This is a genomic window from Brevibacillus centrosporus, from assembly GCF_046622605.1.
Lineage (GTDB): Bacteria > Bacillota > Bacilli > Brevibacillales > Brevibacillaceae > Brevibacillus > Brevibacillus centrosporus.
In genome coordinates this window covers 1,843,149-1,866,846 of the sequence record NZ_CP176856.1, presented here as the reverse complement: position 1 = coordinate 1,866,846, position 23,698 = coordinate 1,843,149, and the positions used below count along the sequence as shown (strand labels likewise).

Genomic DNA, 23,698 nt, shown 5'->3' with positions numbered 1-23,698 from the left:
TTTCAATGTATGTAACGCTCTTTTAATAGACCTTTCCCCCATATCCTAACCCATTGGATCATCCATTAGACATGACATGGTTCTCTCCACCACAATGTCTATATGCGTCGAAATGTGTCAGAACACGAAAAAAAGTTGGGCAAAACTTTGACCAAAACAATTGTACTCCTGTACTCGGGGAGCGTCAAGACAGTTAATAGACTAAATCCATTGATAGATCATACTTTTCTATCGGCGTTATTTTCCTATTATTCTGTCATAACAAATACAGGTTCCTCATAATCTAGTACAGACAGGAGGGAAGCAGAATGAAAGAGACGGATCAACTGTCCGCTTTACTGCCGCAAAAGTCTATCGCATATGCCGAACGCATGAACATGCCCTATCTCGGCTATCACGTCTTGCGAGAAGCACTCACCCACACCATGCTCGGTGAAAGCGAAAGCCCTATCCTTTATTGGCTCGGAAAAGACATCGGTGGGAAGATTCCCATCCAATCGGCAAACGGGATTGTTATGCCCTTCATTCGGCTAGGCTTGGGGCAGCTCGACTTGTTGGAAGAGTCGGAATCACGCATTCTCTTCAAGCTCTCTCACGCTATCTTCCCCTATATGTCCGAGCAGCGAAAAAGCCGTGCTCTTTCCCTAGAATGCGGTATCGTCGCAGGGGCGGTAGAACAGTGGAGAGGAAAGGAAACGACTGCTCAGCTCTTGCTCGAAGGCGAGAGTGAAATACGCATTGAGGCATCCCATTAAAATCCTCGATGAGAACAAACATGGGAAACCCCTCTTCCCAGGCAGGAAGAGGGGAGTATAGCCGCATCGCAAAATTCAAATGCCTACAGTCCGTGTACGACAGCGGTTTCTGCCACGTCCAGTCCGTAAGCCGAATGCAGGCTGCGCACAGCGAGCTCCGTCAAATGAGCTGGAATCACGCATGAAACCTTGATATCAGAAGTGGATACCATTTTAATAGAAATTTCTTGTTCAGCCAAAACGCGGAACATTTCAGCTGCAACACCTGGATTGTTGATCATGCCGGAGCCGACGATCGATACTTTCGTCAAGCCTTCTTCATGATCCACCTTTTCAAAGCCGAGCGTTTCCTGATGGGCTGCCAGGGTATCCAGCGCCTTCTTCAAATCATCGGATGCGCACGTAAACGAAATGTTTGTTACAGCTGCATCGTAGGAGCTTTGAATAATAATGTCTACATTGACTTGATGATCTGCCAGTGTATTGAAAAGGCGAGAGAGGGTTCCTACTTTCGCAGGCATCCCGACAACCGTAATTTTCGCAACATCTTCATCGTGAGCGACTCCACTTACCACTCTTCCTGTTTCCATGTTGGCAACCTCCTCTACGTACGTACCATCTTCAGCGGTAAAGCTGGAGCGGACCACCAGCCGTACCTTGTATTTTTTTGCGGCTTCTACTGAACGCGGATGCAGCACACCAGCTCCGAGATTCGCCAGCTCCAGCATCTCGTCATAGGAAATGCTGTCGAGCTTGCTGGCTGCCGGAACGACGCGTGGATCAGCCGTGTACACACCGGACACGTCTGTAAAAATCTCGCATTTCTCAGCATTCAAGCTGGCTGCCAAAGCCACTGCCGACGTATCCGAACCACCGCGGCCGAGCGTAGTGATCTCGCCCTCTTCACTGAGGCCCTGGAAGCCTGCCACGATAACGACGCGGCCACGCCCCAGCTCCGACTGAATGCGCGCGGCATCAATTTGCTGGATTCGCGCTCTCCCATGGATCGACTCCGTCGTGATACCGGCCTGCCAGCCAGTCAGCGAAATGGCATCGTAGCCTTTCGTATGCAAAGCCATCGACAAAAGCGCGATGGATACCTGCTCCCCCGTGGTCAACAGCATATCCATTTCCCGCTCAGACGGGTAATCCGTAATTTGCTTGGCCATATCCACCAAGACATCTGTGGATTTTCCCATGGCAGAGACTACCACAACGACATCGTGTCCCTCTTCTTTATAGCTGATAATCCGGTCCGCTACTCGCAATATACGCTCAATGGTACCAACGGAGGTGCCTCCGTATTTCTGCACGATCAACCCCATGCTGGCTTCTCTCCCTTTTCCTATTCTCTCGTTTCCTATATGGTTTCGTATGGTTTCTATTTTTTCTCCATGCGTATTATTACATTTACGCCATTTCCTGTCATTTTCCCATTCTGATCAGGCAGACTATTCATGAAGTTATGACATTCGCAATTAGTAAAAAAGACACCGACGAGGTAGCACCTGCCGCTGTCTATTGTTTCGACATCCCGGTTCCTCCCTTCCAATACACGCGGACAGCAAAGCATGACAAAACCATTCATCATGACTCACACTGACACACCGTGAGATAGCTCTCCATCTGGCAACTGGTGATTGCGCAGATGACAGTCCTGCATTTGTTCAATGCAGACCCAGCATGGAGAGAGGCGGGTCAATCTCCACACTTCGGCGAATTCCCCTTTCCCATACCCTTCACAGATTCCCGATCTCAGGGAGGTACTCTTGGTTTTCGCGCCTCTACCTCACTCCATAATGGAAGTGAGGCTTACTATTCTGTTTGAATCGCATTATATCATGCGAATGCGTGAGGTTCAATTCCTTTTTGTCGGCCTATTACGATTCCAACTTGCGTAAATGCGAAATGATCTCTTTTGCGAGCTTGTCGCCAATCCCCAGCTGCCTGAAGTCTTCTACCGTAGCTTCCCGCATTTTTTTCAAGGAGCCAAAGTGAGTGAACAGTAGCTTGCGGCGCTTTTCCCCGATTCCCGGAATTTCGTCGAGTTGCGAGGAAAGCATCGTTTTCGAACGAGACTGACGATGAAACGTAATGGCAAACCGGTGCACCTCGTCTTGTACGCGCTGCAGCAGGTAAAACTCATAGCTGTCCCGCTTGAGCTCTACCGGTTCAGGTGGATCACCGAACATCAGCTGTGCGGTTTTGTGCTTTTCATCCTTGGCGAGACCACAAACGGGGATGTATAGGCCCAGCTCATTTTCCAGCACGTCCATAGCCGCGCTTATTTGGCCCTTTCCGCCGTCGATGACGATCAGGTCAGGCATACGGCCATCTTCCTTTAAAAGGCGCGAATAACGGCGTCTGATGACCTCACGCATGGAGCCGTAATCATCCGGACCCTCCACCGTTTTGATTTTAAACTTGCGGTATTCCTTTTTATCGGGTCGTCCGTCCGTAAAGACAACCATCGCAGACACGGGCTCCGTCCCCTGAATATTCGAGTTGTCAAACGCCTCAATCCGGTTTGGTGTGCCAATCCCGAGAATATGACCCAGGTTGTGAACAGCCTGAATCGTACGAGCATCGTCCTTGGACATCAGCGCAAATTTCTCCTGCAGGGCAATCCGCGCATTTTCCGACGCCATTTGCACGAGCTCGCGCTTTTTGCTGCGCTTCGGTGCGTGGACTTTGACACCTAGCCATTCTGCCAGCAGATCCGGGTCACTGCTCTCCGGAAGCAAAATCTCTTTTGGCAAGGCATTTTGCTTGTCGTAGTAAAATTGGCTGACGTACGACATGAAGTCCTCTGCCTCGTCTCCATAATAAGGAAAGGAAGTCGTATCCCGCTCGATCATCTTGCCCTGTCGCATGTAAAAGACCTGTACGCACATCCAGCCTTTTTCTACTGCATAGCCGATGATATCCCGATCCACTGTATCCATCATGGTGACCTTTTGTTTTTCCATCACCGCATCGATGCTGATGATCTGATCGCGGAATTCCTTTGCTCGCTCGAACTCCATGTTTTCGGCAGCCTCATGCATTTTTCCGGTCAGCTGCTGCTTCATTTCCTCATGCCCGCCATCGAGAAACTTGCTGATTTCCTCTACAAGCCGTTGGTTTTCTTCTTCTGCGACGTCCTGAATACAGGGCGCGAGACATTGCCCCATATGATAGTACAGGCACACCTGCTTTGGAATCGTCCGGCATTTGCGCAGTGGATAGAGCCGATCCAGCAGCTTTTTCACTTCGGAAGCTGCCCCGGCATTCGGGTATGGCCCAAAATAACGCGCTTTGTCCTTGATGACCTTGCGTGTGATTTCCAGCCGCGGCTGCTTTTCATTCGTAATTTTAATGTATGGATAAGTCTTGTCGTCCCGCAGCATGACGTTATAACGCGGGTTATGCTGTTTGATCAGGTTGCACTCCAGGACCAAAGCCTCAATAGCCGAGGAGACGACGATATATTCAAAATCGACGATCTCGCTGACCAGAAGCTGCGTCTTCCCGTCGTGGCTACCGGTGAAATACGAACGGACGCGATTCTTCAGGACCTTTGCCTTCCCGACGTAAATAATCTCACCGCTCTTGTTTTTCATCAGGTAGCAGCCTGGCTTTTCCGGAAGTACAGCCAGTTTATCTTTCAAGGAGCTGTTCAAGGCTGCTCCCTCCTTTTATCTTTCATTAGGAAGACACCCGGCCTCAGCGACCAGATGCAGATGGCTTTTCCAACACGTACAATTCGTCCTCCAGCGACGCAAACCGCTCTTGCAAAAGCTTTCTTGCGTCCTGCACACCCAGATTATAGAGAATGGGACCTAGCTGCTTCCAAAAAAAGTCGATCATCTCTTCCGTCTCCAGATTCCCCAGCTCTTCTCCACGCTGCTCGTGGAAAAAGCGCTGCACCTGATGGACGAGGTATTCTTTTTGTTCCCGGGACATTTTTTCCGCCATAGGCCGTTTGCGCACCCTTCCTCTATAACTCACGAAATAGGAATATACGTTCTTTCTCCATGTTACCACGGATCGTAGATGAAAAAAACTGCCGCCCTTTTGGTAAGAGCGACAGTTTTCTGGCTGTCTGATGATCTTAATGCTTGCGGCCACCCAGATACGCTTCTTTGACACGCTCGTCGTTCAAGAGCGATTCAGCCGTTCCGTCGAGTACGATCTGACCTGCTTCTAGCACGTACCCGTAATCCGCGATTTTCAACGCCTGCTTGACGTTTTGCTCCACGATGAGAACCGTCGTGCCTTCCGCATTGATCTGCTTGATTACTTTAAAAATATCCGATACGACAATGGGAGCGAGGCCCATAGAAGGCTCGTCCAGCAAAAGCAGCTTCGGACGGGACATTAATGCACGGGCAATCGCCAGCATCTGCTGCTGCCCTCCCGACATCGTACCACCAAGCTGAGACAAACGTTCCCGCAAAATCGGGAACCAATTCATCATCTTTTCCATATCGTCTTTGATGCCTTGTGAATCGTTGCGCTGGAAAGCACCCATCTCCAGGTTTTCCAGCACCGTCATTTTCCCGAGAATTTGACGGCCTTCCGGGACAAGCGCCAAACCTGCTTTCACGATCTGGTGCGGCTTGGAACCGTCAATCTTCTGCCCGCAAAACACGATGCCCCCGCTTTGCGGCTTTAGCTGCCCTGCAATGGTTCTCATCGTCGTTGTTTTGCCGGCACCGTTTGCACCGATCAGGGAAACGATTTTTCCCTCCGGCACTTCCAGAGAAATTCCCCGGATCGCTTTGATCTGCCCGTAGGAAGTCGTCAGGTTTTGAATACTCAGCATGCTTATTCCTCCTCCTTGCCGAGGTAGGCTTCAATTACGTCCGGATTGTTCTGCACCTCTTCAGGTGTACCATCGGCGATCTTCACACCGAAGTTGATGCAGACGACTTTATCGCACAGAGTCATGACCAGACCCATATCATGCTCAACCAAAAGCACGGTAATGCCGCTGTCGCGAATTTTGCGCACGAGCTCCGTCAAGGACTTCGTTTCACTTTCGATCATCCCTGCGGCTGGTTCGTCCAGTAAAAGCAGCTTTGGCTCAGTAGCTAGCGCGCGAGCAATTTCCAAGCGGCGCTGCTGTCCGTAAGCCAGCGTATCGGAACGAACGTCTCGCACGTCAGACAGCCCAACAAATTCGAGCAAAGCCTCTGCTTTTTTCTCGACTTCGCGCTCTTCCCTTCGTTGGCTTGGAGTGCGGAGCAGCGCTGCCCAGAAGCCAGCCTTCATCCGGGAATGGCAGCCGATCTTGACATTATCAAGCGCACTTAAATGACCAAACAGGCGAATATTCTGAAACGTCCGGGCGACGCCCATTTCTGTAATTTTGTTTGGGGCAACCCCGTTTAGCTCCTGCCCTGCAAACGAGAAGGTCCCCGTCGTCGGTGCAAAAATACCCGTTGCCATGTTAAAAATCGTCGTTTTCCCCGCTCCGTTCGGGCCGATCAAGCCGACGATCTCGCCTTCCTTCACACCAAAGGAAACGTCACGCAGGGCTGTGATCCCACCGAAGCTTTTTCCTACGTTCTTCAGTTCTAGCAGCACGTCACATTCCCTCCTTCGCTTCATTTCCCGACTTGCCTTTGCGGCGGCGGAAAAGCTTTTGGAACGTATCGGCACCGATCAAGCCGTGCGGTCTAAATGCCATTACCCCTACCATGATCAAGCCGTACATCAGCATCTTGTACTCCGCCAAGCCACGCAGCACCTCTGGCAGAGCAGTCAGCACAAGCGCACCAAACAGAGGACCCCAAACAACTTCGCTTCCTCCGATAACGGCATAGGACAAAATCTCTACGACTTTGTGATAGTTAAAGTCGTCAGGTGTAATCGTCGTCGTGATGTGCGCATACAGACCGCCGCAAATCCCTGCCAGCACAGAGCCAATGATAAAGGCGAGCATTTTGTAATACGCAACCTGCAGCCCCATCGCACGAGCAGCTGTTTCGTCCGCTTTGATCGCTTCAAAGGCACGGCCCAGACGCGAGCGGTTCAGACGCAAAGTCAGGAACAGCACAACAGCGAACAGGAGCACCATAAACACGAATGTCGTCAATGACTTCATCTGAATGACGGAAATACCCAGCGATTGCGCTTTCAGCCCCATCGCTTTTTCGAAATCATATAAATAGTTCCCGATGGACTGCAGACCAGTAAGTCCCAGTGCACCGTTCGTAATTTTCATGTTCAGCAAAATAACGCGAATGACTTCACCAAACCCAAGCGTAGCGATCGCCAGATACAAGCCGTGGAGCTTCAAAGTCGGGGCTCCGATCAGCAAAGCGACGATCCCCGCAGCCAGTCCTCCAATGATGATCGCGATAAACAGCGGCACGTCCGCTTGCTTGGACAAAATACTCGCCGTAAAAGCACCAATGCTCATAAACCCTGCATGTCCCAACGAGAGCTGGCCGGTCGAGAGCGTGATATAGATACTAATCGCAAGAATGCTGTTTAGCAAAATAAATGTGAATACTTGTAAATTGTACGGATTCAATATATCCATCTCGTGTGCACCTCCTTTACGCTTTTCGTCCGAATAGTCCTTCCGGTTTCAACAGCAAAATGACGATAATCAAACCGAATGCCACTGCATCCCGGTACGAGGAATCCCCGTACGCTACTGTGAACACCTCGATCACCCCGAGTAGTACGCCGCATACCATCGCACCCGGAATGCTGCCGACACCACCCAAAATCAATACGGCCAGTCCTTTAAATCCAAGAGTCATCCCCATGGTTGGAATCAAAGCAGAGTATGCCATCCCGATCAAAATACCCGCTACGCCCCCAAGAGCAGAAGCCAGCATGACGGTAACAATGATGACCATGTTCGTATTGATCCCCAGGATATTGGCGGTATCGGTATTTTCCGCTGTGGCCCGGATCGCTTTTCCCATTTTGGTCTTTTGAATCCAGAAGTGCAGGACAAACATCAAAATCAGTGCAATAGCGAGAATGATAAGATCCACACTGCGTATTTGGATGACGCCTAAATCAAACGTCTTGTCACCGAATGATTGCGGAAACGCACGAGAGTCTGCACCAAAGATTTTGTGCATCGCCTCTTCCACGAGAATCGCAAAGCCAATGGTACTGATCAAGGACGCCAAGTGAGGAACGTTCTTTTTGCGCAAGGGACGCAAAGCTGTATATTCCAAAATAAGTCCCAGGATCGCAGATATGACGATCGACGCAACCAGCGCTACTCCAAGCGGCATCTGCATGCTCGTCATCAAGACGAGTCCGACCAGCGAGCCAAAAATAAAGATCTGTCCATGCGCCATGTTAATGATGCCCAAGACACCGAAAATGAGCGTATAGCCCAAAGCAATCAACGAATAGGTACTACCAACTGTCAAGCCATTGACTAATTGCTGCCAAAACAACTGCCTCACCTCACTGTAAAGTGGTTCTATCACCTTCGAGACGCACGCCTAAAGTCCTGGTCAGACCGCTGGAGCGCGGAAAGTTATTCTGGCTGGATCAGCAAGTAAAAGATCGGCGTTTATACTTACTGATCCAGTTAGAAAACTTGGCCCCGCCATATTAGACGGAGCCCCTTCTTACTGGTAGGACATGCGCTTGGCAGATGACGAACGTAGTTTACTTCCTCGTTTGTTGAAAGAAGAGCCCGGGAGTCCCCGGGCAGCATCCCTTATTCAAAAGGAACGAATTTACCATCCTTTGCTACTACAACAACGGCATCTCCAATTGGGTTGCGTTTTTCGTCAAAGGACAATTTGCCGGATACACCGGTAAAGTCTTTCAGCTGAGCCAGTTGGTTACGCAATTCTTCACGGTCAGCTTTGCCAGCACCCAGGAGGGATTGGGACATGATGTACAGAGAGTCGTAAGCTTGAGCAGCGAATTGGTCAGGCTTCTTGTTGTATTTGGCTTCGAATGCTTTTACGAAGGCTTGTACTTTGTCATCTTGTTTTTCTGGGCTGAAAGGTGTTGCTACGATCAAACCGTCAGCTGCAGGACCTGCGATTTCAAATACTTTCGGGTTGTTGAAGCCGTTACCGCCCAGGATCGTTGCTGTGATACCCAGTTCACGAGCTTTTTTCACTACCATGGAGCCTTCTTTGTACAGGGCGGATACCAAAAGCGCATCCGGGTTGGTTTGCTTCAGCTTGGTCAGCTGAGCGGAGAAGTCAACATCGCCGTTGGAGAAAGTAGCTTCGCCAGTGATCTCCAGACCCATTTTTTCAGCAGTAGCTTTCATCACTTTGTAGCCGTTTACGGAGAAGTCATCGTTTGATGCGTAGATCAATGCTACTTTCTTGATGCCTTTTTTCTCCACAGCAGCTTTCATCGCGGTTGGAATCGCGATGGACTCAGGCAAGGAGTTGCGGAATACGTATTCACCGATATCGTTAATGCCTTCAGATGTGTTGGAGATACCAAAGATCGGAACTTCCGCTTCGTTCGCTACTGGACCTGCCGCGAACATTTCACCGGATAGAGTTGGCCCGATGATCGCTACCACATTATCCTGATTTATCAGTTTATTTACAGCGTTAATTGCTCCTTCTTTCTCTCCGCCAGAATCTTCAAACTTTAATTCCATCTTGAGTTTGCCTTTGTTCGCTTCGTTCAACTCGCCCAAAGCCAACTCCAGACCTGCTTTTTGTGCTTCGCCGTACGCTGCACCCGAACCGGACAAGAACCCAACCACACCGATTTGTGCTGTAACTTCTCCACCGGCACCTTCTGCTGCTGGAGTCTGTGCTGGTGTGGAACCTCCGTTTGCTGCTGGTGCTGCACTATTTCCGCTAGAACATCCTACCATCAATACGGCACCCAATGAAATCGTCGCCAGTGACTTGAGTAAGCTGAACCCTTTCATCATGAAAAGCCTCCCTTAATTTTTATAAATCTTTCTAAAAAATTGAATATATGAATTTTAATCAATGTATTACGAAAACGCAATCAATTTTCTCTCTTTAAACTTTGTTTTTTGACAAACGATCGCTCAGAATTTTTATGCTCTTGTTAAAAATCCAATCCTTTCGGCGATGTCGATTCAGGCCAGAAAGCTAGTGGCCTCATGGGTTTTCCCCTACCGAATAGACCGCCATACTTCCGTTTAATCACACGAAAAAACGGCACCCTCGAAGGATGCCGTTCCCTACCTGTCAGCAGGTATTTTTTTACAGATGTTTGCCAACGGTTGCCATCAAAGCTTCTTTTGGTTGGAAGCCGATGACTTTGTCAACAGGTTGACCGTCTTTGAAAACGATCAGGGTTGGGATGGACATTACGCCAAAGCGTCCAGCGGAGCCTGGGTTGTCATCCACGTTTACTTTTACGATTTTGAGCTGGGAGCCCACTTCGCTGTCGATTTGCTCCAAAACAGGAGCGATCATTTTGCAAGGGCCGCACCAAGGTGCCCAGAAGTCAACCAGGACAGTACCGCCTTGCTCTACTTCCTGGGAAAAGTTTTGGTCCGTTCCATTTACAATTGCCATGAGTAATTACCCCCTAGAATTCAATTACGGAAAAAGGTTCCACACGCACAGTATATCATCCAATCCTGAAAATGACTACGGCGCCGAGCACTTTGGACGCACTTCACGCTTTAGTCTATCCACTCTTATGCTGCTCTCATTCATCGTGTGAAACACAGGGGCATGGACAAGGAAAAAAGCGCCCGCTATTTACGGACGCTTTTGTTCTATAAGTCAGGCTGGACTACACCAATACCTTTTTGAATTCGGCTGTCAGAAGGGGAACGACTTCGAACAGATCTCCTACGATCCCGTAATCGGCCACTTGGAAAATCGGCGCTTCCGGATCCTTGTTGATCGCGACGATGACCTTCGAGCTGGACATCCCAGCCAAGTGTTGAATGGCTCCGGAGATGCCGCACGCGATGTACAGGTCAGGAGTAACGACTTTCCCTGTTTGACCGATTTGCATGGAGTAATCGCAGTAGTCAGCATCGCACGCACCACGGGATGCGCCGACCGCTGCACCCAGTACATCCGCCAGCTCATTCAGCGTGTTGAAGCCTTCCGCACTCTTCACGCCACGACCACCGGAAATGATCACTTTGGCCTCGGAAAGATCCACTTTGCCACTGGTTTTGCGTACGACTTCCTTCACGATAGAACGCAGATCCTTGATTTCCAGCTCCACAGGAACCACCGTTGCCGTTTTGGAAGCGTCTGCTGCGCCAATTGCGATATTGTTTGGTCGTATAGTAACGAAAGTTTTTCCATCAACAAATTTACGTTGTTGAAAAGCTTTTCCTGCGTAGATCGGACGTACGAATACTTCTCCTGCTTCCAGGCTTGTTACGTCGGAAACCAGACCGTATCCGAGACGGGCAGCTACGCGCGGTGCCACATCGCGTCCGATGGCCGTGTGACCGAGGACAACCGCATCCGGATTCGCCAGCTCAATCAGTTGAACCAGCGCCTGTGTATAAGCATCCGGTGTATATTGTGCAAGTGCACTGTGGTCAGCTGTATAAACGGTGCTTGCACCATGCTGTCCGAGAGTCGCTGCGAGTTCTGCTGCATTTGAGCCAAAAACAGCTGCTGTCACTTCACCGCCGTCTGCCAATGTAGAAGCGGCAGCCAAAGCTTCCAGCGACACGTTGCGGAGTTGTCCGTCACGAACTTCTGCCAATACCAGTACTTTTTTCATGGATATCCTCTCCTTCTCGCTTAGATCACTTTCGCTTCGCTGCGCAACAATTGCACCAGTTCTGACGCCTGAGCCGCCAGTTCACCAGAGAGAATTCGTCCTGCTTGCTTTTTCGGTGGCAGCGTTTGATCCACGATCTCTGTTTTTGCTTTGACAGCAGCTACATCCAGCCCCAGATCATCTGCAGACAGGCGATCCAAAGGCTTTTTCTTCGCTTTCATGATCCCTGGAAGGGAAGGATAGCGCGGTTCGTTCAGACCTTGCTGTGCCGTGATCAGTACTGGCAGGCTCGTTTCTACTACTTCGTGGTCGCCTTCCACGTCCCGTTCTACACGCACGGCTGTGCCGTTCACTTCCAATTTCACGACAGTGGACACATGGTTGATTCCCAGCTCTTCCGCCAGACGAGGCCCGCCTTGTCCCGCGCCAGAGTCTACCGCCATCTGTCCGCCGATGATGATGTCATAGCCGACCTTTTGTGCGACAGCTGCCAGTACTTTTGCTGTCGTAAACTCATCACCGAAGAGCTCCTCGTCGTCTACGAGAACGGCTTTGTCTGCGCCCATCGCCAAAGCAGTACGCAGTGAGCTCTCCGCGCGATCTGGACCGATGCTGATGACGGTTACTTCCCCGCCGTGCTCTTCTTTCAGCTTGATTGCCTCTTCTACTGCGTACTCATCGTACGGGTTGATGATAAACTCTACACCATCTTCGGAAATTTTTCCGTTTTGGATAACGATTTTTTCTTCGGTATCAAAGGTTTGCTTCATCACAACCAAGATATTCATTTCGTTGCCCTCCCTCGAAATGGTATTGCTGAAATGACCTTTTTAGCGGTCAGCGAAATTTGGTTTGCGTTTTTCTAAAAAGGCACCTACGCCTTCTTTTACATCTTCGGAGGTGAATGCTTCGCCAAACAGGGTTGCTTCTTTTGCCAAACCTTCTGACAAAGGAAGATCCACTGCGCCTTGGACGGCAGCAAGCGCCAGCTTTAAGGTAACTGCGCTCTTCGTCGCGATCGTAGCAGCCAGCTTTTTGGCTTCCTCCAGCAGCTGCTCTGCCGGATATACAGCTTCCACAAGACCGATGCGATGAGCTTCCTCGCCACCAATCATCTCGGAAGTGAGGATCAGCTGTGTCGCTTTCCCGCGACCGACCAGACGAGGCAAGCGCTGCGTACCTCCGTATCCAGGAATCAATCCCAGATTCAACTCAGGCAATCCAAGCTTGGCTTCTGGTGCAGCCAGTCGAATGTGGCAGGCCATCGCCAGCTCCAGCCCTCCACCCAGGCATGCTCCATTAATAGCGGCAATGATCGGCTTTGGAAATTTCTCCATACGGTCAAACAGCGCTTGGCCATTTTTCGCCATGACTTCGGCGTCGGCCGGCAGCAGCTCAGTAAATTCCTTGATATCTGCTCCTGCAACGAAAAAACGTCCTTCCCCGGTCACGACGATTGCTTTGATCTCGGTATCTTTCTCCCATTGATCCAGCAGTTCACCAAGCTGTGCCAGCACAGGCTTGCCTAGTGCATTGGCAGGCGGGTTGGTGATCGTAGCTACAGCTACACGATCGACGATCTGCACATTCCAACGCGAATCCATTTCTCTCCCCCCAAGCTCTATCTTAAGTAAGTTTTTATTGAAGTTCTTTCGTTTCTGAGCGATCGCTCAGTCTCGCATTCTTATTGTATCAAAGGTGTCACTTCAAAAAAAGCTTTTTCTTTCATCATTTTCCTTTCAAACCGTACAGGAAGAGGTTATGAACGGAATCCGTATAAGAGACCAGGTCGTACTTGCACTGCTTCATCACCCAAGACGTCGTAACTTCATCCAGCGTACCAAAAATCATTTTCCGCGCTACCCGCACATCCAGGTCTGGGTTCAAAATGCCTTTGTCGATCCCTTCACAAAGCACTTCGTCGATCAGGTCGAAGTACTGCTTCATGACATTCCCGATCCCTTCGCTGATGACAGGATTGGACTGGCGCAGCTCGATTTGCGTCACTTTCGCAAACTCATGATCCAATGAAAGCTGGCTAAAGTGAGCATGAACGAGTACATATAATTTTTGCTCGATGGATGATGCCTCTGCGATGTGTCTCCGGTTTGTTTCAACAAAATGACCCATCTTTTCGTTGAACAGAGAAATCAAAATATCATCCTTGTTTTCAAAATAGAGGTAGATCGTGCCGTCCGCTACCTTCGCCTCTTTTGCAATCTTGGATACCTGGGCATTATGATAACCCTGACGAGCGATGACACGAACAGCTGCATCAATAATGGCCTGATACTTTTCCCCCGTTTTCTTTGCCATACATACCTCCATCTTTACTAGCACTGACAATAAAATGAATGACCATTCATTCATAATCAGTTTATATCAGCCGATGATTCATGTCAATCATCGCTGGCTGCAATTCCAGAATTGTGTCTACACTTTCCAGCCCGCAATTCGGGGCAGGTCCATCTCCTACCGTTTGTGGGAAACAGACCTGCTTCGTTTTGCTCCTAGCTGGTTTTACTTTCACTGCTCTCTGCTTCTCTTCGCTTTTTATCCTCGTCCTGCAGCTGACGCCGGAGTACCTTGCCTACCATCGTCTTAGGCAGATCAGAACGGAATTCGTATTGCCTCGGGATTTTATAAGCTGCCAGCCGCTCGCGACAATGCTTTTCGATCTCATCCTCGCTCGCCTGCTGGCCTTTCTTGAATACGATGAACGCTTTGACCGTTTCTCCGCGGTACGGGTCGGGAACCCCGATGACAGCTGCCTCCTGAATCATCGGATGCTCGAACAGAACCTCCTCGACTTCTCGTGGATAAATATTGAAGCCGCCTGCGATGATCATGTCCTTTTTGCGATCTACGATGTAGAAATAGCCCTCTTCGTCCATATACCCCATATCGCCTGTCAAAAGCCAGCCATCCTGCAAGATCGCCGCTGTCTCTTCCGGGCGGTTCCAGTAGCCTTTCATCACCTGAGGTCCTTTGACTGCCAGCTCTCCGATTTCCCCTTGTGGCAAAGCTTCTCCGGTAGCGGTATCGACAATCCTGCAGTCGGTATCCGGCCAAGGCAATCCAATACTTCCGGAAATTCGTTTGTCCCAGATCGGATTCGAATGAGTCACTGGCGAGGCTTCGGTCAGTCCGTACCCCTCTACAAGCTTGCCGTGCGTCAGCTCCTCGAATTTGCTCTGCACCTCGAGCGGCAATGGGGCTGATCCGCTCACACAAGCCTCGATGGAGGACAGATCATGATTTTTCAAATCGGGATGATTGATGAGGGCGATGTACATCGTCGGAGCGCCTGGAAACAGGGTAGGCTTTCGCTTGTCGATCATCTCAAATATTTGTTTGACCTCGTATTTGGGCACGAGAATGATCTCTGCTGCGATCGAGATCCCTTTGTTCATCACCGTCGTCATCCCGTACACATGGAAGAGAGGCAGGGCTCCAAGGATTCGTTCCTTGCCCTTTTTTAGCTTGTAGAGCACAGCCTGGCATTGGATGGCATTGGCAATGAGATTACCATGTGTCAGCATCACGCCTTTGGCTACCCCTGTCGTACCACCGGTATACTGCAAAAGGGCGATGTCTGCCTCTGGGTCCATTTCTGTTTTCACCGGTGTGGTAGCGCTTTCTTTTATAATAGAAAGAAAAGGCTCAACTTCGCTGCCATACGGTATTTGCGGATTGTGGCCTTGTTTCTTTTGGACCAACGGATACAGCATTTTCTTGAAGAATGGAAGGAAATCTCCAACGCTCGTTACGATTACTCGTTTCAGTGGAGTGGATGCCTTTACAGAAGAAACGCGCTTGTATAACAAGTCAAGGGTGATGATGGTTTCTGCGCCTGAATCATTCAGCTGGTGGATGAGCTCCCTTTCTGTATAGAGGGGATTGGTCATCACGACAATGGCACCTGCAAACAAGGCACCGTAATAGCTGACGACCGCCTGTGGAGTGTTGGGCAGCATGATGGCAACGCGATCGCCCTTTTTCACTCCACGACGAATGAGTCCGTGGGCGAATTGGTACGACATCTGCAACAGCTCACGATAGGTAATACGCTTTCCCATAAAATAAATCGCATAGCTATCTGGATACTCTGCGGCTGACTGCTCCAAAAAAAACGTCAAAGGAACACGGGGGTATTCCAATGAGGGTGCAGTTTCTGGCGGGTAATTCGCAATCCAAGGCTTGGCATTTGACATGGGCGTTCCCTCCATCCAAAATTGGCCTTGCCTCTCCCGTAAGATCCGCTTTCACAACCTCTTCCTTCTTCTTATTTTATTCGAAAAATAGCTAATTTTACAACTAATTAGCAAATTCGCCTTCCCACGATTTTCTTGCTATCCCTTCAAAGCGAAAACAGCAAAAAAGGGCTGCCAATCATGCAGCCCTTCTGTTGCTTGAAGGAAGAGATTTATGGGGTCGTTGCGTGGACGATTTGCTGACGCACGCGCTCCCGTTCCGAGCTTGGCACCAAGTGATACCAGCCCCAAATGCCATTGTGCCAAATGCGTTCGTCCTGACCAATTAGGGTGTCCGTATGAATCTCATTCGGTGTCGGATCCCCGTAGGAGATGAGCAGCGAAGCGATCTCCCCTTCTGTCAAATCCGTTTTGACGTGATTGCCCACAATCTCCATCAAAGAAAATGCCTTCGCATACGCCTGCACGCTCGATCCCTTGGAAGCAAGCGCACGGACGATTTCCTGCTGGCGATTGATGCGCTGGTAATCACTGTCCTCTTTGCCAAGATCACTTTTTCGATAACGCGCGTAGTCGAGCGCCTGCTCCCCAGATAGGGTTTGCAAGCCAGGCTTGATGTCGATATAGGTGTCATCGCTTGGGTCACTGTATTTCATCCGCTTTTTCACATCGACCGAAACGCCTCCGAGCTCGTCGACGATTTGGCGAAATCCATCAAAATCTACAGACATGTATCGATCGATCTTTACTTGTAAAAATTTCTCCAACGATTCCTTCACCATTTTGGGACCGCCAAAAGCCATCGCGTGGTTGACTTTATCGTATCCCTTTCCGCCAAGCTCCATATAGCTGTCCCGTGGTATGGATAAGAGATAAGCGCCTTGCTTGGCAGGATGAATTGCGGCCAGCATGATGGTATCCGAGCGAGCACTCTCGCCATCCCTGCTGTCTACCCCGAGCAGCAGCATCAAAAAAGGCTTCATTGGCTCTGTACCTGCCAGAAAATCCCGAGGCGGCAAAGAAGCAGAGGCCTGCGTGCTATTTCCGTTTTTTTCTTCGATAGGGGCATACCATTTTTGTGTCATCTGTTTGTATTGATAGGCTGTGTACGCTACCGCGACGAGCGCTCCTATCAACATGCACGATATCGTGTGAAACGCGATTTTTTTCCAATTCTTCCTCAAAAAAGAAAAGAGCATCATAGCAAAGAGCCTCCCCCTATTCTAGCAAAACCCCCGTCTTTACGAATTCAGACAGGGACTTGCTTTCATTCTTAACAGGGGAGGCTCTCTTTAAACATTTTGGAGTATTCGTTTTTCTTGGTGGATGCTGCTTTTAGTCGCGTTCCACAACCATGGCCATTCCCATTCCGCCGCCAACGCACAGAGCTGCGAGGCCACGTTTTAGCTGACGGCGTTTCATTTCATGGAGCAGTGTAATGACAATACGGCAGCCTGTAGATCCTACAGGGTGGCCGAGCGAGATACCGCTTCCATTTACATTCGTGATTTCGCGCGGGAGCTCCAGCAGCTTTTCTACCGCCAGATACTGGGCAGCAAAAGCTTCATTGACCTCAATCAGCTCGATGTCAGACAAGGAGAGTCCTGCTTTCGCCAGCGCCTTTTTGACAGCGGGCACAGGGCCATACCCCATCAGATCTGGCTCCACGCCTGCCCACGCCCACGATACGATTCGTCCGAGCGGCTCAATCCCGAGCTCTTTTGCTTTTCCTTCCTTCATGAGGATCGCAGCAGATGCCCCGTCATTCAGTCCCGATGCATTGCCTGCTGTCACCGTTCCATCTGCGCGGAAGCCTGGCTTCAGCTTGGCAAGCCCCTCCAGCGATACGTCTCTGCGAGGAAATTCATCTGTGGTCACGAGTGTCTCCTGCCCTTTCTTTTTGACAGGTACAGGGATGATTTCTTCTGCAAACAGACCGTTGTCGATGGCTCGAATCGCATTTTGCTGACTGCGCAGTGCAATCACATCCTGCTCTTCCCGGGTAATGCCGTAGCGATCAACCAATCGCTCTGCCGTTTCGCCCATTAAAATCTGGTGGTGTGGATCGGTCAAGAGATCCCACATGGCATCCGTCATTTCGCCGTGCATCAGGCGTTTTCCCCAGCGAGCGTTTTTCAGCACATAAGGAGCATTGCTCATACTCTCTACGCCACCCGCGATCACGATCTCACTGTCACCGAGCAAAATTTCAGACGCGCCGCTTGCCAAAGCTTGCATGCCGGAAGCGCATTGACGCTGCACCGTAAAGCCCGTCACTTCTTTCCCGAGTCCGGCATCAATCGCGACGACACGGGCGATGTTTGCTTCATCACTTCGTTGAATGCAGTTGCCGAGGATCACTTCATCAATCTGGCTCGCCTGAACTCCCGATTTGTCCAATACTCCCCGAATAACGGTTTCCGCCAGCTTGCGAGCGCTTACATCTTTCAGTACACCACCAAAAGAGCCGATTGGCGTACGCCCAGCAGCGGCAATGACTACTTGCTCCTTCATTGTTTCTCCCTCCATTGCGGCAAAGCTTCCGCCAGAGCAGCCTTTGGCAGAAGCTTTCGTATTTTTCTCTATTATCGCACAGATGAGTTACAAGTTCACTTCATCGTGATTTTTCGCAGCAGTAAAGTAACCCACTCGTCACTGTGACGCTCTTTTTCCAGTCGATAGCCAGCTTCCTCGTAGGCGGATAACACATGGCTGCGATTCCAATCGACGATTCCGGAGAGAATGACCAAGCCGTCCGGCGCTATATGCTTGTCTACCACTGGCAGCATCGCAATATCCTCGTCTCCTCCGATATTGAGCAAAATAAGGTCTGAGCGCTCTGGAAGCCTCTCCGCTACTTCCGGCAAGAGCGCATCCCCAATCACAACTCGTACAGCCGAATCGGGCAAATGATTGTTCGTTGCATTGACCAGCACCTGGTATTCGCTCTGCGGATTGATATCGACTGCGTAAACAGGTTGACGAGCTCCGCTTAGAACACAGTAAAGGGAGAGAATCCCCGAGCCTGCCCCGATATCCAGCACGTTTTTTTCTGTCAAGGAAAGCTCCTGAAGGAATAGCAGGCTGTCCTGCGTCGTTCCATGATAGCCAGTCCCGAAAGCAGCACCCGGATCGATCCAGAGCACATGCTCTGCCCCTTCCAAAGCCTGCGGGTCCGTCCACGTCGGAGCTACCCACCAGCTGCCTATCTTTACCTCGCGAAACTCCTCTTTCCAGGAATCGTTCTCTTCAGGAACCTGCTCTACTTCTTTTAGCGTGACATGGCCATTCCAGCGCTGTATGTAAGCTTGCAATCTCTCTACATGCGCCTCTTCCCCATCCTGCATGGGCTCGAACAAATAGCCGACTGCCGGTCCGTCCGTGTTTTCCGCATAGTCGTAGCCATTTTCCGTCGTCAGCACTTCAATCTGTGGCTCGATCCACCCGAGTGTATAGGGACTCCCCAAAACCTCTGCCACGAACGTATCTTCTGTTTCCCTCTCTACCAGCAAGGTGTATTTCAGCCACATATTTTCCATGATTGCTTTCTCCTTTCCTTGGTGCCATCCCTGCGTAGGCTCCATCTGCTAATGGCGAGGTTCCTACTCTACGTGGTATGATAGTAGAATGGACTATTTTTCCGTTGGGAGGCTTACCATGTTTGACGAATTCTTTTATCGACGCCGCAAGAACAAAGGACTTCTCGTCACGATGATTGCCCTGATCGTTCTTGGGATCGGCATGTTCGTTATGGGATTCCTCTATATGTTTTCGTAATGTAGCCTATTCATTATACCCTATCAGGTTGCAGACGATGTAGAGGAAGCAAGTTTTTACTAGGGTTGCTTTACTTCCCCTTGTTTACTCGATTATACTTGAGAATGTATTTTTCCTGTACGTTTGATATAGAAAGAAGGTTCACTCCATGTCGCGAATTCTCATCTCCGGGTATTACGGATTTAATAATGCCGGAGACGATGTGGTCCTGTACGGCATCATCAGCTCCCTCAAGAGGGAACAACCAAATATTTCCCTGGCGGTTTTGTCCAATCAGCCAGATCGCACAGCGGAACTGTTTGGGATTGAAGCGTATGACCGCTGGAGCTTCGGTACCATCGTCCGCGAGCTGATGCGAAGCGACATGCTGGTGATGGGCGGCGGTACGCTGATGCAAGACGTAACCAGCCCGCGCAGTGTCCTCTACTATTTGGGCATTGTCACGATCGCCAAGCTGCTGGGCAAACCTGTCGTCTTTTACGCGCAAGGTTTTGGTCCGATCCTAAAGCCACTCAGTCGTTCCATGATCAAACGAGTGGTCAACCGGGTAGACGTCATTACCGTGCGTGACTACGAGTCCGGCGAAGACTTCAAATCCTGTGGGGTAGTAAAAGCGCCCATTCATATAACAGCTGACCCAGCTCTGACGATCTCTCCGGAGGATATATCGGACGAGCGCGGCCTTGAGCTTTTGCAAGGCAAGTTTGCAGATCCTGCCAAGCCTCTGGTCGCCATCTCTGTTCGGAACTGGAAGCAGGAGCAGGCTTTCAAAAAGGTCATTGCCAGGGCCGCTGACTGGTTTCTTTTGCGCGGGTGGAACGTCCTGTTTTTACCGATGCATGTTCCCAGCGACCTTGCGCCTTCCCGTGAAATCATGGATCAGATGCAACAGCCTGGTGCCAGGCTTCTTGATGAGCCAGTGACCTTCCATGACATCATGTCCGTCTTAAAGCAATGCGATTACGTGGTGGGCATGCGCCTGCATTCGTTGATTCTCGCTTGCATGCTGCGAACCCCTTTTATCGGAATCTCCTACGATCCGAAAATTGATCGGTTTGTCGAGCGCGCCGGTATGCCAAATGCAGGGCATATCACGAAGCTTGCGGAAAATAGCTTGCTTGCCCTCTTGGCAGAGCGTCTGGACCGCATGGATCAGGAAATTGGCGTGGTGACAGAGCACTCCCGTCTGCTCGAAATCGAAGCAGCCAAAAGCAGCGAATTGGTGCTGCAAGCTTTGCGAAAAAAACACTGATTCGTAGAAGGGGCTTTGTCCAGCTTTTGGCGCAGGCGAAGCCTCACCTGCGCTTATACTACCTTCCTTGAGAAATTTCCATTTCTACAGGAATAGGATAAGGAGGACTAGCAAATGTCCGTTTCCTCTCAACTATTAATTGGCATGAATCGATTATTCCCTCTCCCCGTTCACCCGTTTAATCTGGCCAACAACGGAGAGATGAGCTATACCGAATGGCAGTTTCAAAAAGGGGACCAGACAATCCAGTTCTTCCTCCCCTTCCACTCCCAGGAGCAAATGTTCCGGGACAAAACAGTACTGGACATCGGCTGCGGCGGTGGTGGGAAAACCTGCTACTACGCCACATATGGTTCGAAAAAAATGATCGGCATCGATATCGTCCCTCACTATGCAGAGGAAGGAAATGCATTTGCCAAAGAAAAAGGGCTCGCAGACGTCGTTTCCTTCATGACAGGCGATGCTGCGCGAATGATCTTCGAGGATAACACCTTTGACACCATCATCATGAATGACGCGATGGAGCATGTGGGAGAGCCGGAGAAAACGTTAGAGGAATGCTTTCGGGTGCTGAAGCCAGGCGGTCATCTCTATATCAACTTCCCGCCTTACTACCATCCGTACGGAGCCCATCTTTCGGATGCGATCGGAATTCCATGGGTACACGCCCTCTTTTCCGAACAAGCATTGATTGATGCCTACAAAGAGCTCGTTCGCGATTTGCCAGACGGTTCTGACCGTATCTCTTTTCGCTTTGACAAACGTCCGGACGGCAGCGATACCATCTCCTATATCAACCGCATGACGATCAAGCGTTTTCGCCGGATCCAGCAAGGTGTCACGCAGCCTGCTGTCTACCAGAAGGAAATTCCTCTGCGCAGCCAGCTACAAGGTCTCGCACAGCTACCTGGTTTCCGAGAATTCTTTGTCAAAATGGTCGTATGTGTCTATCAAAAGAGGTAATTCCATAAAGAAGCCCGGGTGATTGAAACTCACTCGGGCTTGTTTTTCTTCGTTACATGCGTCCCCTTATACAAAACAGGTATGGCCGCCACTATTAGAATGCTCCCCATAAAAGCGGGGGCGGCATGACCAAGTGATACATAGATTTGTCCTCCAATAATAGGTCCAGCTATTCTGGCTAAAGCCTGAATAGATTGGCTCCCTCCCTGAATCCTTCCTTGCTCACTTGAATCGACAGACTTGGATAGCATCCCATTGAATGAAGGCCCAAAGATCGAATCGCCAAAACCAAAGAGAAACATTCCTGCGATTATAAGCGGATAGAAGGAGAACAAAGCTGATGCTGCAATCAGAATGTAGCCGATCACCTCCGAAACCATTCCCAGAATGGCTATCTGTGCATCACTGCGTTTTTTCAAAAGCTTTGGCATAATGAAACCTTGTGAAATGATGTCTTGGACGCCCAATATGGAAAACATAAGTCCAATGAGTGCAGGCGCCCAATGGAAAGTATCTATTGTCAATTGGGAGAAAACTGCCTGTAAAGATCCGTTGGGTACCCAAATTAAGAATGCGGAGACCAGCAGCCTTTTTACGTTTCTAACGGAAAGTACGTTGACAAGCTGTGTGAATGGATTCAGTCTGACAAAGGTAATCTTTTTCAGTCTACTCTTCTCGTCAAGGCTCTCCGACAAAAAGAAGAATCCAAAAACCACATTTATTAGGGTGATGATCGCACCAAAATACATAGGGGCAGCGTAACCAAACCTGGCAATCAAACCGCCTAGAGCTGGACCAATGGCGGAGCCTACACCTGCTGCCGCACTCATCCACCCAAAGTAATTGGTGCGCTGTTCTCTAGGGGTGATGTCTGCAAAGTATGCGAAGAGAGTGCTGATGCTCCCGCCTGCAATTCCTTCTATGATGCGACCAGCAAATAGTACCCATAGCGCACCTCCTAAGCCAAAAACGAAGTACCCGATTGCGGAGCCCAATAGACATAGTAAGAGCAAGGGACGACGACCAAATCTGTCGCTCAAAGCTCCAAGTCCAGGGGCCGCAAAAAACACGCAGATCGCGTTAACAGAGGTCAGCAGTGTAACAACGATCGCTTGATCTCCCGGATTGTTTATATAAGGCTGCACCAAGAATGGGCCGACGGGTGCTATGATACTGAAGCCAAGCCCGCAAAGAAACACAGACATCAGTCCGAATAGTAACGCCCTTTTATCTATGGCAGTTTCTGTGCTCTGTTCATGATGTGATCGAAATGTAGACACTTACATGCTCCTTTCAAGGCTGCGATTTTCCTTCCTCGGAAACAAAAAAATCGTACTCCATTTTTCCTTCCTTGGCAACAAAATAATGCGAATAAAAAAAGACAGCCCGCTCTCCGTAGAGTTGGGCTGCCTGTGTTGTCCTTTTCATTCATCCATTATTCTGACCGAATATTTATACCCAGTTTCTTTATTTCCTCATCCAAATGCCTGCTATATCTTTCTATGAAGCTCAGCATACTGTCAAATTGTTCCTCGGTTACCTGCTCAAATACGGCTTTATCCCGCTCTTGAAACTCTTTGTGCAGGTCCTCATGGATTTTATAAATGACTTTTCCTTGCTCCGTTAGCCTAAAATAAATTTCTTTTTTATTCTCCGGCTTTTGGTAACTTTCGATCAAGCCTTTTTTTATGAGCTTCTGCGTTAATTTACTGATGGCACCGCTAGTCATATAAAGGGACTCCGCAAGCTTTGTCACGTTGGAGTCTACATTTCTTTCGATGTATTCGATGCAATGTACTTCAGAAGGCTTAAAGCCCTTCAGACTGTCTTCCATCTTACTCTTATTCAGCCAAACCATTTTGTTGAATAAGTCCCTGAACTCCATGATGACCAGCTCTTCTTTATTCATGGCTTGTCCTCCCACACGTTGGTACATTAGCAATATGTAAATTGCGTTCAAACGCTCATTCTTTACGGTATATCTTATTATAAGCAACCTGACCTAATAAACCAATCCTGCTTCCACCCCCTAACGTTTGCATGCATGCTGCATC

The 23,698-nt window shown here is 49.7% G+C and carries 22 protein-coding genes and 1 riboswitch; of the genes, 3 read left to right on the top strand and 19 right to left on the bottom strand.

Going from position 1 to position 23,698, the window contains the following annotated elements; genetic code table 11:
* The first annotated feature begins 308 nt into the window (after positions 1-308).
* Positions 309-755: a DUF2507 domain-containing protein gene (locus tag ACLIN2_RS09650; protein ID WP_092274200.1), complete on the top strand. Its 447-nt coding sequence runs from the start codon at positions 309-311 to the stop codon at positions 753-755.
* Positions 756-838: 83 nt separating this feature from the next.
* Here the strand turns inward: ACLIN2_RS09650 and ACLIN2_RS09645 are convergent, their stop codons facing one another.
* From ACLIN2_RS09645 to ACLIN2_RS09565, 17 genes are all read right to left on the bottom strand, one after another.
* The gene (locus ACLIN2_RS09645) at positions 839-2,080 is read right to left on the bottom strand and encodes an aspartate kinase (RefSeq protein ID WP_411503921.1); all 1,242 of its coding nucleotides are present in this window, start codon (positions 2,078-2,080) and stop codon (positions 839-841) included.
* Between the two features lie 282 nt (positions 2,081-2,362).
* A riboswitch (Lysine riboswitch) is annotated at positions 2,363-2,550 on the bottom strand.
* Between the two features lie 85 nt (positions 2,551-2,635).
* On the bottom strand, positions 2,636-4,417 hold the full coding sequence (gene uvrC / locus ACLIN2_RS09640; protein ID WP_411503920.1) for an excinuclease ABC subunit UvrC: 1,782 nt from the start codon (positions 4,415-4,417) through the stop codon (positions 2,636-2,638).
* A gap of 43 nt (positions 4,418-4,460) precedes the next feature.
* Complete coding sequence (locus ACLIN2_RS09635; protein WP_092274209.1) at positions 4,461-4,712, bottom strand: DUF2164 domain-containing protein; 252 nt, start codon at positions 4,710-4,712, stop codon at positions 4,461-4,463.
* Between the two features lie 136 nt (positions 4,713-4,848).
* Positions 4,849-5,562 (bottom strand): ABC transporter ATP-binding protein, encoded by a 714-nt coding sequence (locus ACLIN2_RS09630; protein ID WP_411503919.1) that lies wholly within the window; start codon positions 5,560-5,562, stop codon positions 4,849-4,851.
* A gap of 2 nt (positions 5,563-5,564) precedes the next feature.
* Positions 5,565-6,326, bottom strand: a complete 762-nt coding sequence (locus ACLIN2_RS09625; RefSeq protein ID WP_400582441.1) for an ABC transporter ATP-binding protein — start codon at positions 6,324-6,326, stop codon at positions 5,565-5,567.
* A gap of 1 nt (position 6,327) precedes the next feature.
* Positions 6,328-7,287 (bottom strand): branched-chain amino acid ABC transporter permease, encoded by a 960-nt coding sequence (locus tag ACLIN2_RS09620; RefSeq protein ID WP_411503918.1) that lies wholly within the window; start codon positions 7,285-7,287, stop codon positions 6,328-6,330.
* 16 nt (positions 7,288-7,303) lie between these two features.
* A complete protein-coding gene (locus ACLIN2_RS09615; RefSeq protein WP_092274224.1) occupies positions 7,304-8,170 on the bottom strand; it encodes a branched-chain amino acid ABC transporter permease in 867 nt (288 codons plus the stop codon).
* Between the two features lie 269 nt (positions 8,171-8,439).
* A complete protein-coding gene (locus ACLIN2_RS09610) occupies positions 8,440-9,633 on the bottom strand; it encodes an ABC transporter substrate-binding protein (protein ID WP_092274362.1) in 1,194 nt (397 codons plus the stop codon).
* A 304-nt stretch (positions 9,634-9,937) separates the two neighbouring features.
* The gene (gene trxA, locus ACLIN2_RS09605) at positions 9,938-10,255 is read right to left on the bottom strand and encodes a thioredoxin (RefSeq protein ID WP_055742968.1); all 318 of its coding nucleotides are present in this window, start codon (positions 10,253-10,255) and stop codon (positions 9,938-9,940) included.
* Between the two features lie 223 nt (positions 10,256-10,478).
* Positions 10,479-11,438 (bottom strand): electron transfer flavoprotein subunit alpha/FixB family protein, encoded by a 960-nt coding sequence (locus ACLIN2_RS09600; protein WP_327931821.1) that lies wholly within the window; start codon positions 11,436-11,438, stop codon positions 10,479-10,481.
* Between the two features lie 20 nt (positions 11,439-11,458).
* Positions 11,459-12,226: an electron transfer flavoprotein subunit beta/FixA family protein gene (locus ACLIN2_RS09595; RefSeq protein ID WP_411503917.1), complete on the bottom strand. Its 768-nt coding sequence runs from the start codon at positions 12,224-12,226 to the stop codon at positions 11,459-11,461.
* Positions 12,227-12,268: 42 nt separating this feature from the next.
* A complete protein-coding gene (locus ACLIN2_RS09590; RefSeq protein WP_411503916.1) occupies positions 12,269-13,042 on the bottom strand; it encodes an enoyl-CoA hydratase in 774 nt (257 codons plus the stop codon).
* A gap of 124 nt (positions 13,043-13,166) precedes the next feature.
* The gene (locus ACLIN2_RS09585) at positions 13,167-13,754 is read right to left on the bottom strand and encodes a TetR/AcrR family transcriptional regulator (protein WP_092274238.1); all 588 of its coding nucleotides are present in this window, start codon (positions 13,752-13,754) and stop codon (positions 13,167-13,169) included.
* A 194-nt stretch (positions 13,755-13,948) separates the two neighbouring features.
* Entirely contained in the window at positions 13,949-15,652 is a 1,704-nt protein-coding gene (locus tag ACLIN2_RS09580) for an AMP-binding protein (protein ID WP_411503915.1), read from the bottom strand.
* 212 nt (positions 15,653-15,864) lie between these two features.
* Positions 15,865-16,854: an LCP family protein gene (locus tag ACLIN2_RS09575; RefSeq protein WP_411503914.1), complete on the bottom strand. Its 990-nt coding sequence runs from the start codon at positions 16,852-16,854 to the stop codon at positions 15,865-15,867.
* 133 nt (positions 16,855-16,987) lie between these two features.
* The gene (locus ACLIN2_RS09570; RefSeq protein WP_411503913.1) at positions 16,988-18,166 is read right to left on the bottom strand and encodes a thiolase family protein; all 1,179 of its coding nucleotides are present in this window, start codon (positions 18,164-18,166) and stop codon (positions 16,988-16,990) included.
* 95 nt (positions 18,167-18,261) lie between these two features.
* Complete coding sequence (locus tag ACLIN2_RS09565; RefSeq protein WP_400582430.1) at positions 18,262-19,191, bottom strand: 50S ribosomal protein L11 methyltransferase; 930 nt, start codon at positions 19,189-19,191, stop codon at positions 18,262-18,264.
* 386 nt (positions 19,192-19,577) lie between these two features.
* Here ACLIN2_RS09565 and csaB point away from each other — a divergent pair, with 386 nt between their 5' ends.
* Together csaB and ACLIN2_RS09555 are read left to right on the top strand one after the other, a co-directional pair.
* Entirely contained in the window at positions 19,578-20,681 is a 1,104-nt protein-coding gene (csaB, locus tag ACLIN2_RS09560; protein WP_411503912.1) for a polysaccharide pyruvyl transferase CsaB, read from the top strand.
* A 114-nt stretch (positions 20,682-20,795) separates the two neighbouring features.
* Positions 20,796-21,644 carry a class I SAM-dependent methyltransferase gene (locus tag ACLIN2_RS09555; RefSeq protein WP_411503911.1) on the top strand — a complete coding sequence of 283 codons (849 nt, stop codon included), beginning with the start codon at positions 20,796-20,798 and terminating at the stop codon, positions 21,642-21,644.
* Between the two features lie 29 nt (positions 21,645-21,673).
* On the opposite strand, the gene ACLIN2_RS09550 is transcribed toward ACLIN2_RS09555, so the two are convergent.
* Positions 21,674-22,924: an MFS transporter gene (locus ACLIN2_RS09550; protein WP_411503910.1), complete on the bottom strand. Its 1,251-nt coding sequence runs from the start codon at positions 22,922-22,924 to the stop codon at positions 21,674-21,676.
* 155 nt (positions 22,925-23,079) lie between these two features.
* A complete protein-coding gene (locus ACLIN2_RS09545) occupies positions 23,080-23,553 on the bottom strand; it encodes a MarR family transcriptional regulator (RefSeq protein WP_092274264.1) in 474 nt (157 codons plus the stop codon).
* Positions 23,554-23,698 lie beyond the last annotated feature (145 nt).

Bases quoted from the DNA above. Each gene is read 5' to 3' on its own strand.
- ACLIN2_RS09590 (WP_411503916.1), bottom strand. From the start codon at position 13,042: ATGGATTCGCGTTGGAATGTGCAGATCGTCGATCGTGTAGCTGTAGCT.
- ACLIN2_RS09610 (WP_092274362.1), bottom strand. From the start codon at position 9,633: ATGAAAGGGTTCAGCTTACTCAAGTCACTGGCGACGATTTCATTGGGT.
- trxA (WP_055742968.1), bottom strand. From the start codon at position 10,255: ATGGCAATTGTAAATGGAACGGACCAAAACTTTTCCCAGGAAGTAGAG.
- ACLIN2_RS09595 (WP_411503917.1), bottom strand. From the start codon at position 12,226: ATGAATATCTTGGTTGTGATGAAGCAAACCTTTGATACCGAAGAAAAA.
- ACLIN2_RS09585 (WP_092274238.1), bottom strand. From the start codon at position 13,754: ATGGCAAAGAAAACGGGGGAAAAGTATCAGGCCATTATTGATGCAGCT.
- ACLIN2_RS09580 (WP_411503915.1), bottom strand. From the start codon at position 15,652: ATGTCAAATGCCAAGCCTTGGATTGCGAATTACCCGCCAGAAACTGCA.
- ACLIN2_RS09650 (WP_092274200.1), top strand. From the start codon at position 309: ATGAAAGAGACGGATCAACTGTCCGCTTTACTGCCGCAAAAGTCTATC.
- ACLIN2_RS09630 (WP_411503919.1), bottom strand. From the start codon at position 5,562: ATGCTGAGTATTCAAAACCTGACGACTTCCTACGGGCAGATCAAAGCG.
- ACLIN2_RS09555 (WP_411503911.1), top strand. From the start codon at position 20,796: ATGTCCGTTTCCTCTCAACTATTAATTGGCATGAATCGATTATTCCCT.
- ACLIN2_RS09570 (WP_411503913.1), bottom strand. From the start codon at position 18,166: ATGAAGGAGCAAGTAGTCATTGCCGCTGCTGGGCGTACGCCAATCGGC.
- ACLIN2_RS09635 (WP_092274209.1), bottom strand. From the start codon at position 4,712: ATGGCGGAAAAAATGTCCCGGGAACAAAAAGAATACCTCGTCCATCAG.
- ACLIN2_RS09565 (WP_400582430.1), bottom strand. From the start codon at position 19,191: ATGGAAAATATGTGGCTGAAATACACCTTGCTGGTAGAGAGGGAAACA.
- ACLIN2_RS09620 (WP_411503918.1), bottom strand. From the start codon at position 7,287: ATGGATATATTGAATCCGTACAATTTACAAGTATTCACATTTATTTTG.
- ACLIN2_RS09545 (WP_092274264.1), bottom strand. From the start codon at position 23,553: ATGAATAAAGAAGAGCTGGTCATCATGGAGTTCAGGGACTTATTCAAC.
- csaB (WP_411503912.1), top strand. From the start codon at position 19,578: ATGTCGCGAATTCTCATCTCCGGGTATTACGGATTTAATAATGCCGGA.
- ACLIN2_RS09600 (WP_327931821.1), bottom strand. From the start codon at position 11,438: ATGAAAAAAGTACTGGTATTGGCAGAAGTTCGTGACGGACAACTCCGC.
- ACLIN2_RS09645 (WP_411503921.1), bottom strand. From the start codon at position 2,080: ATGGGGTTGATCGTGCAGAAATACGGAGGCACCTCCGTTGGTACCATT.
- ACLIN2_RS09575 (WP_411503914.1), bottom strand. From the start codon at position 16,854: ATGATGCTCTTTTCTTTTTTGAGGAAGAATTGGAAAAAAATCGCGTTT.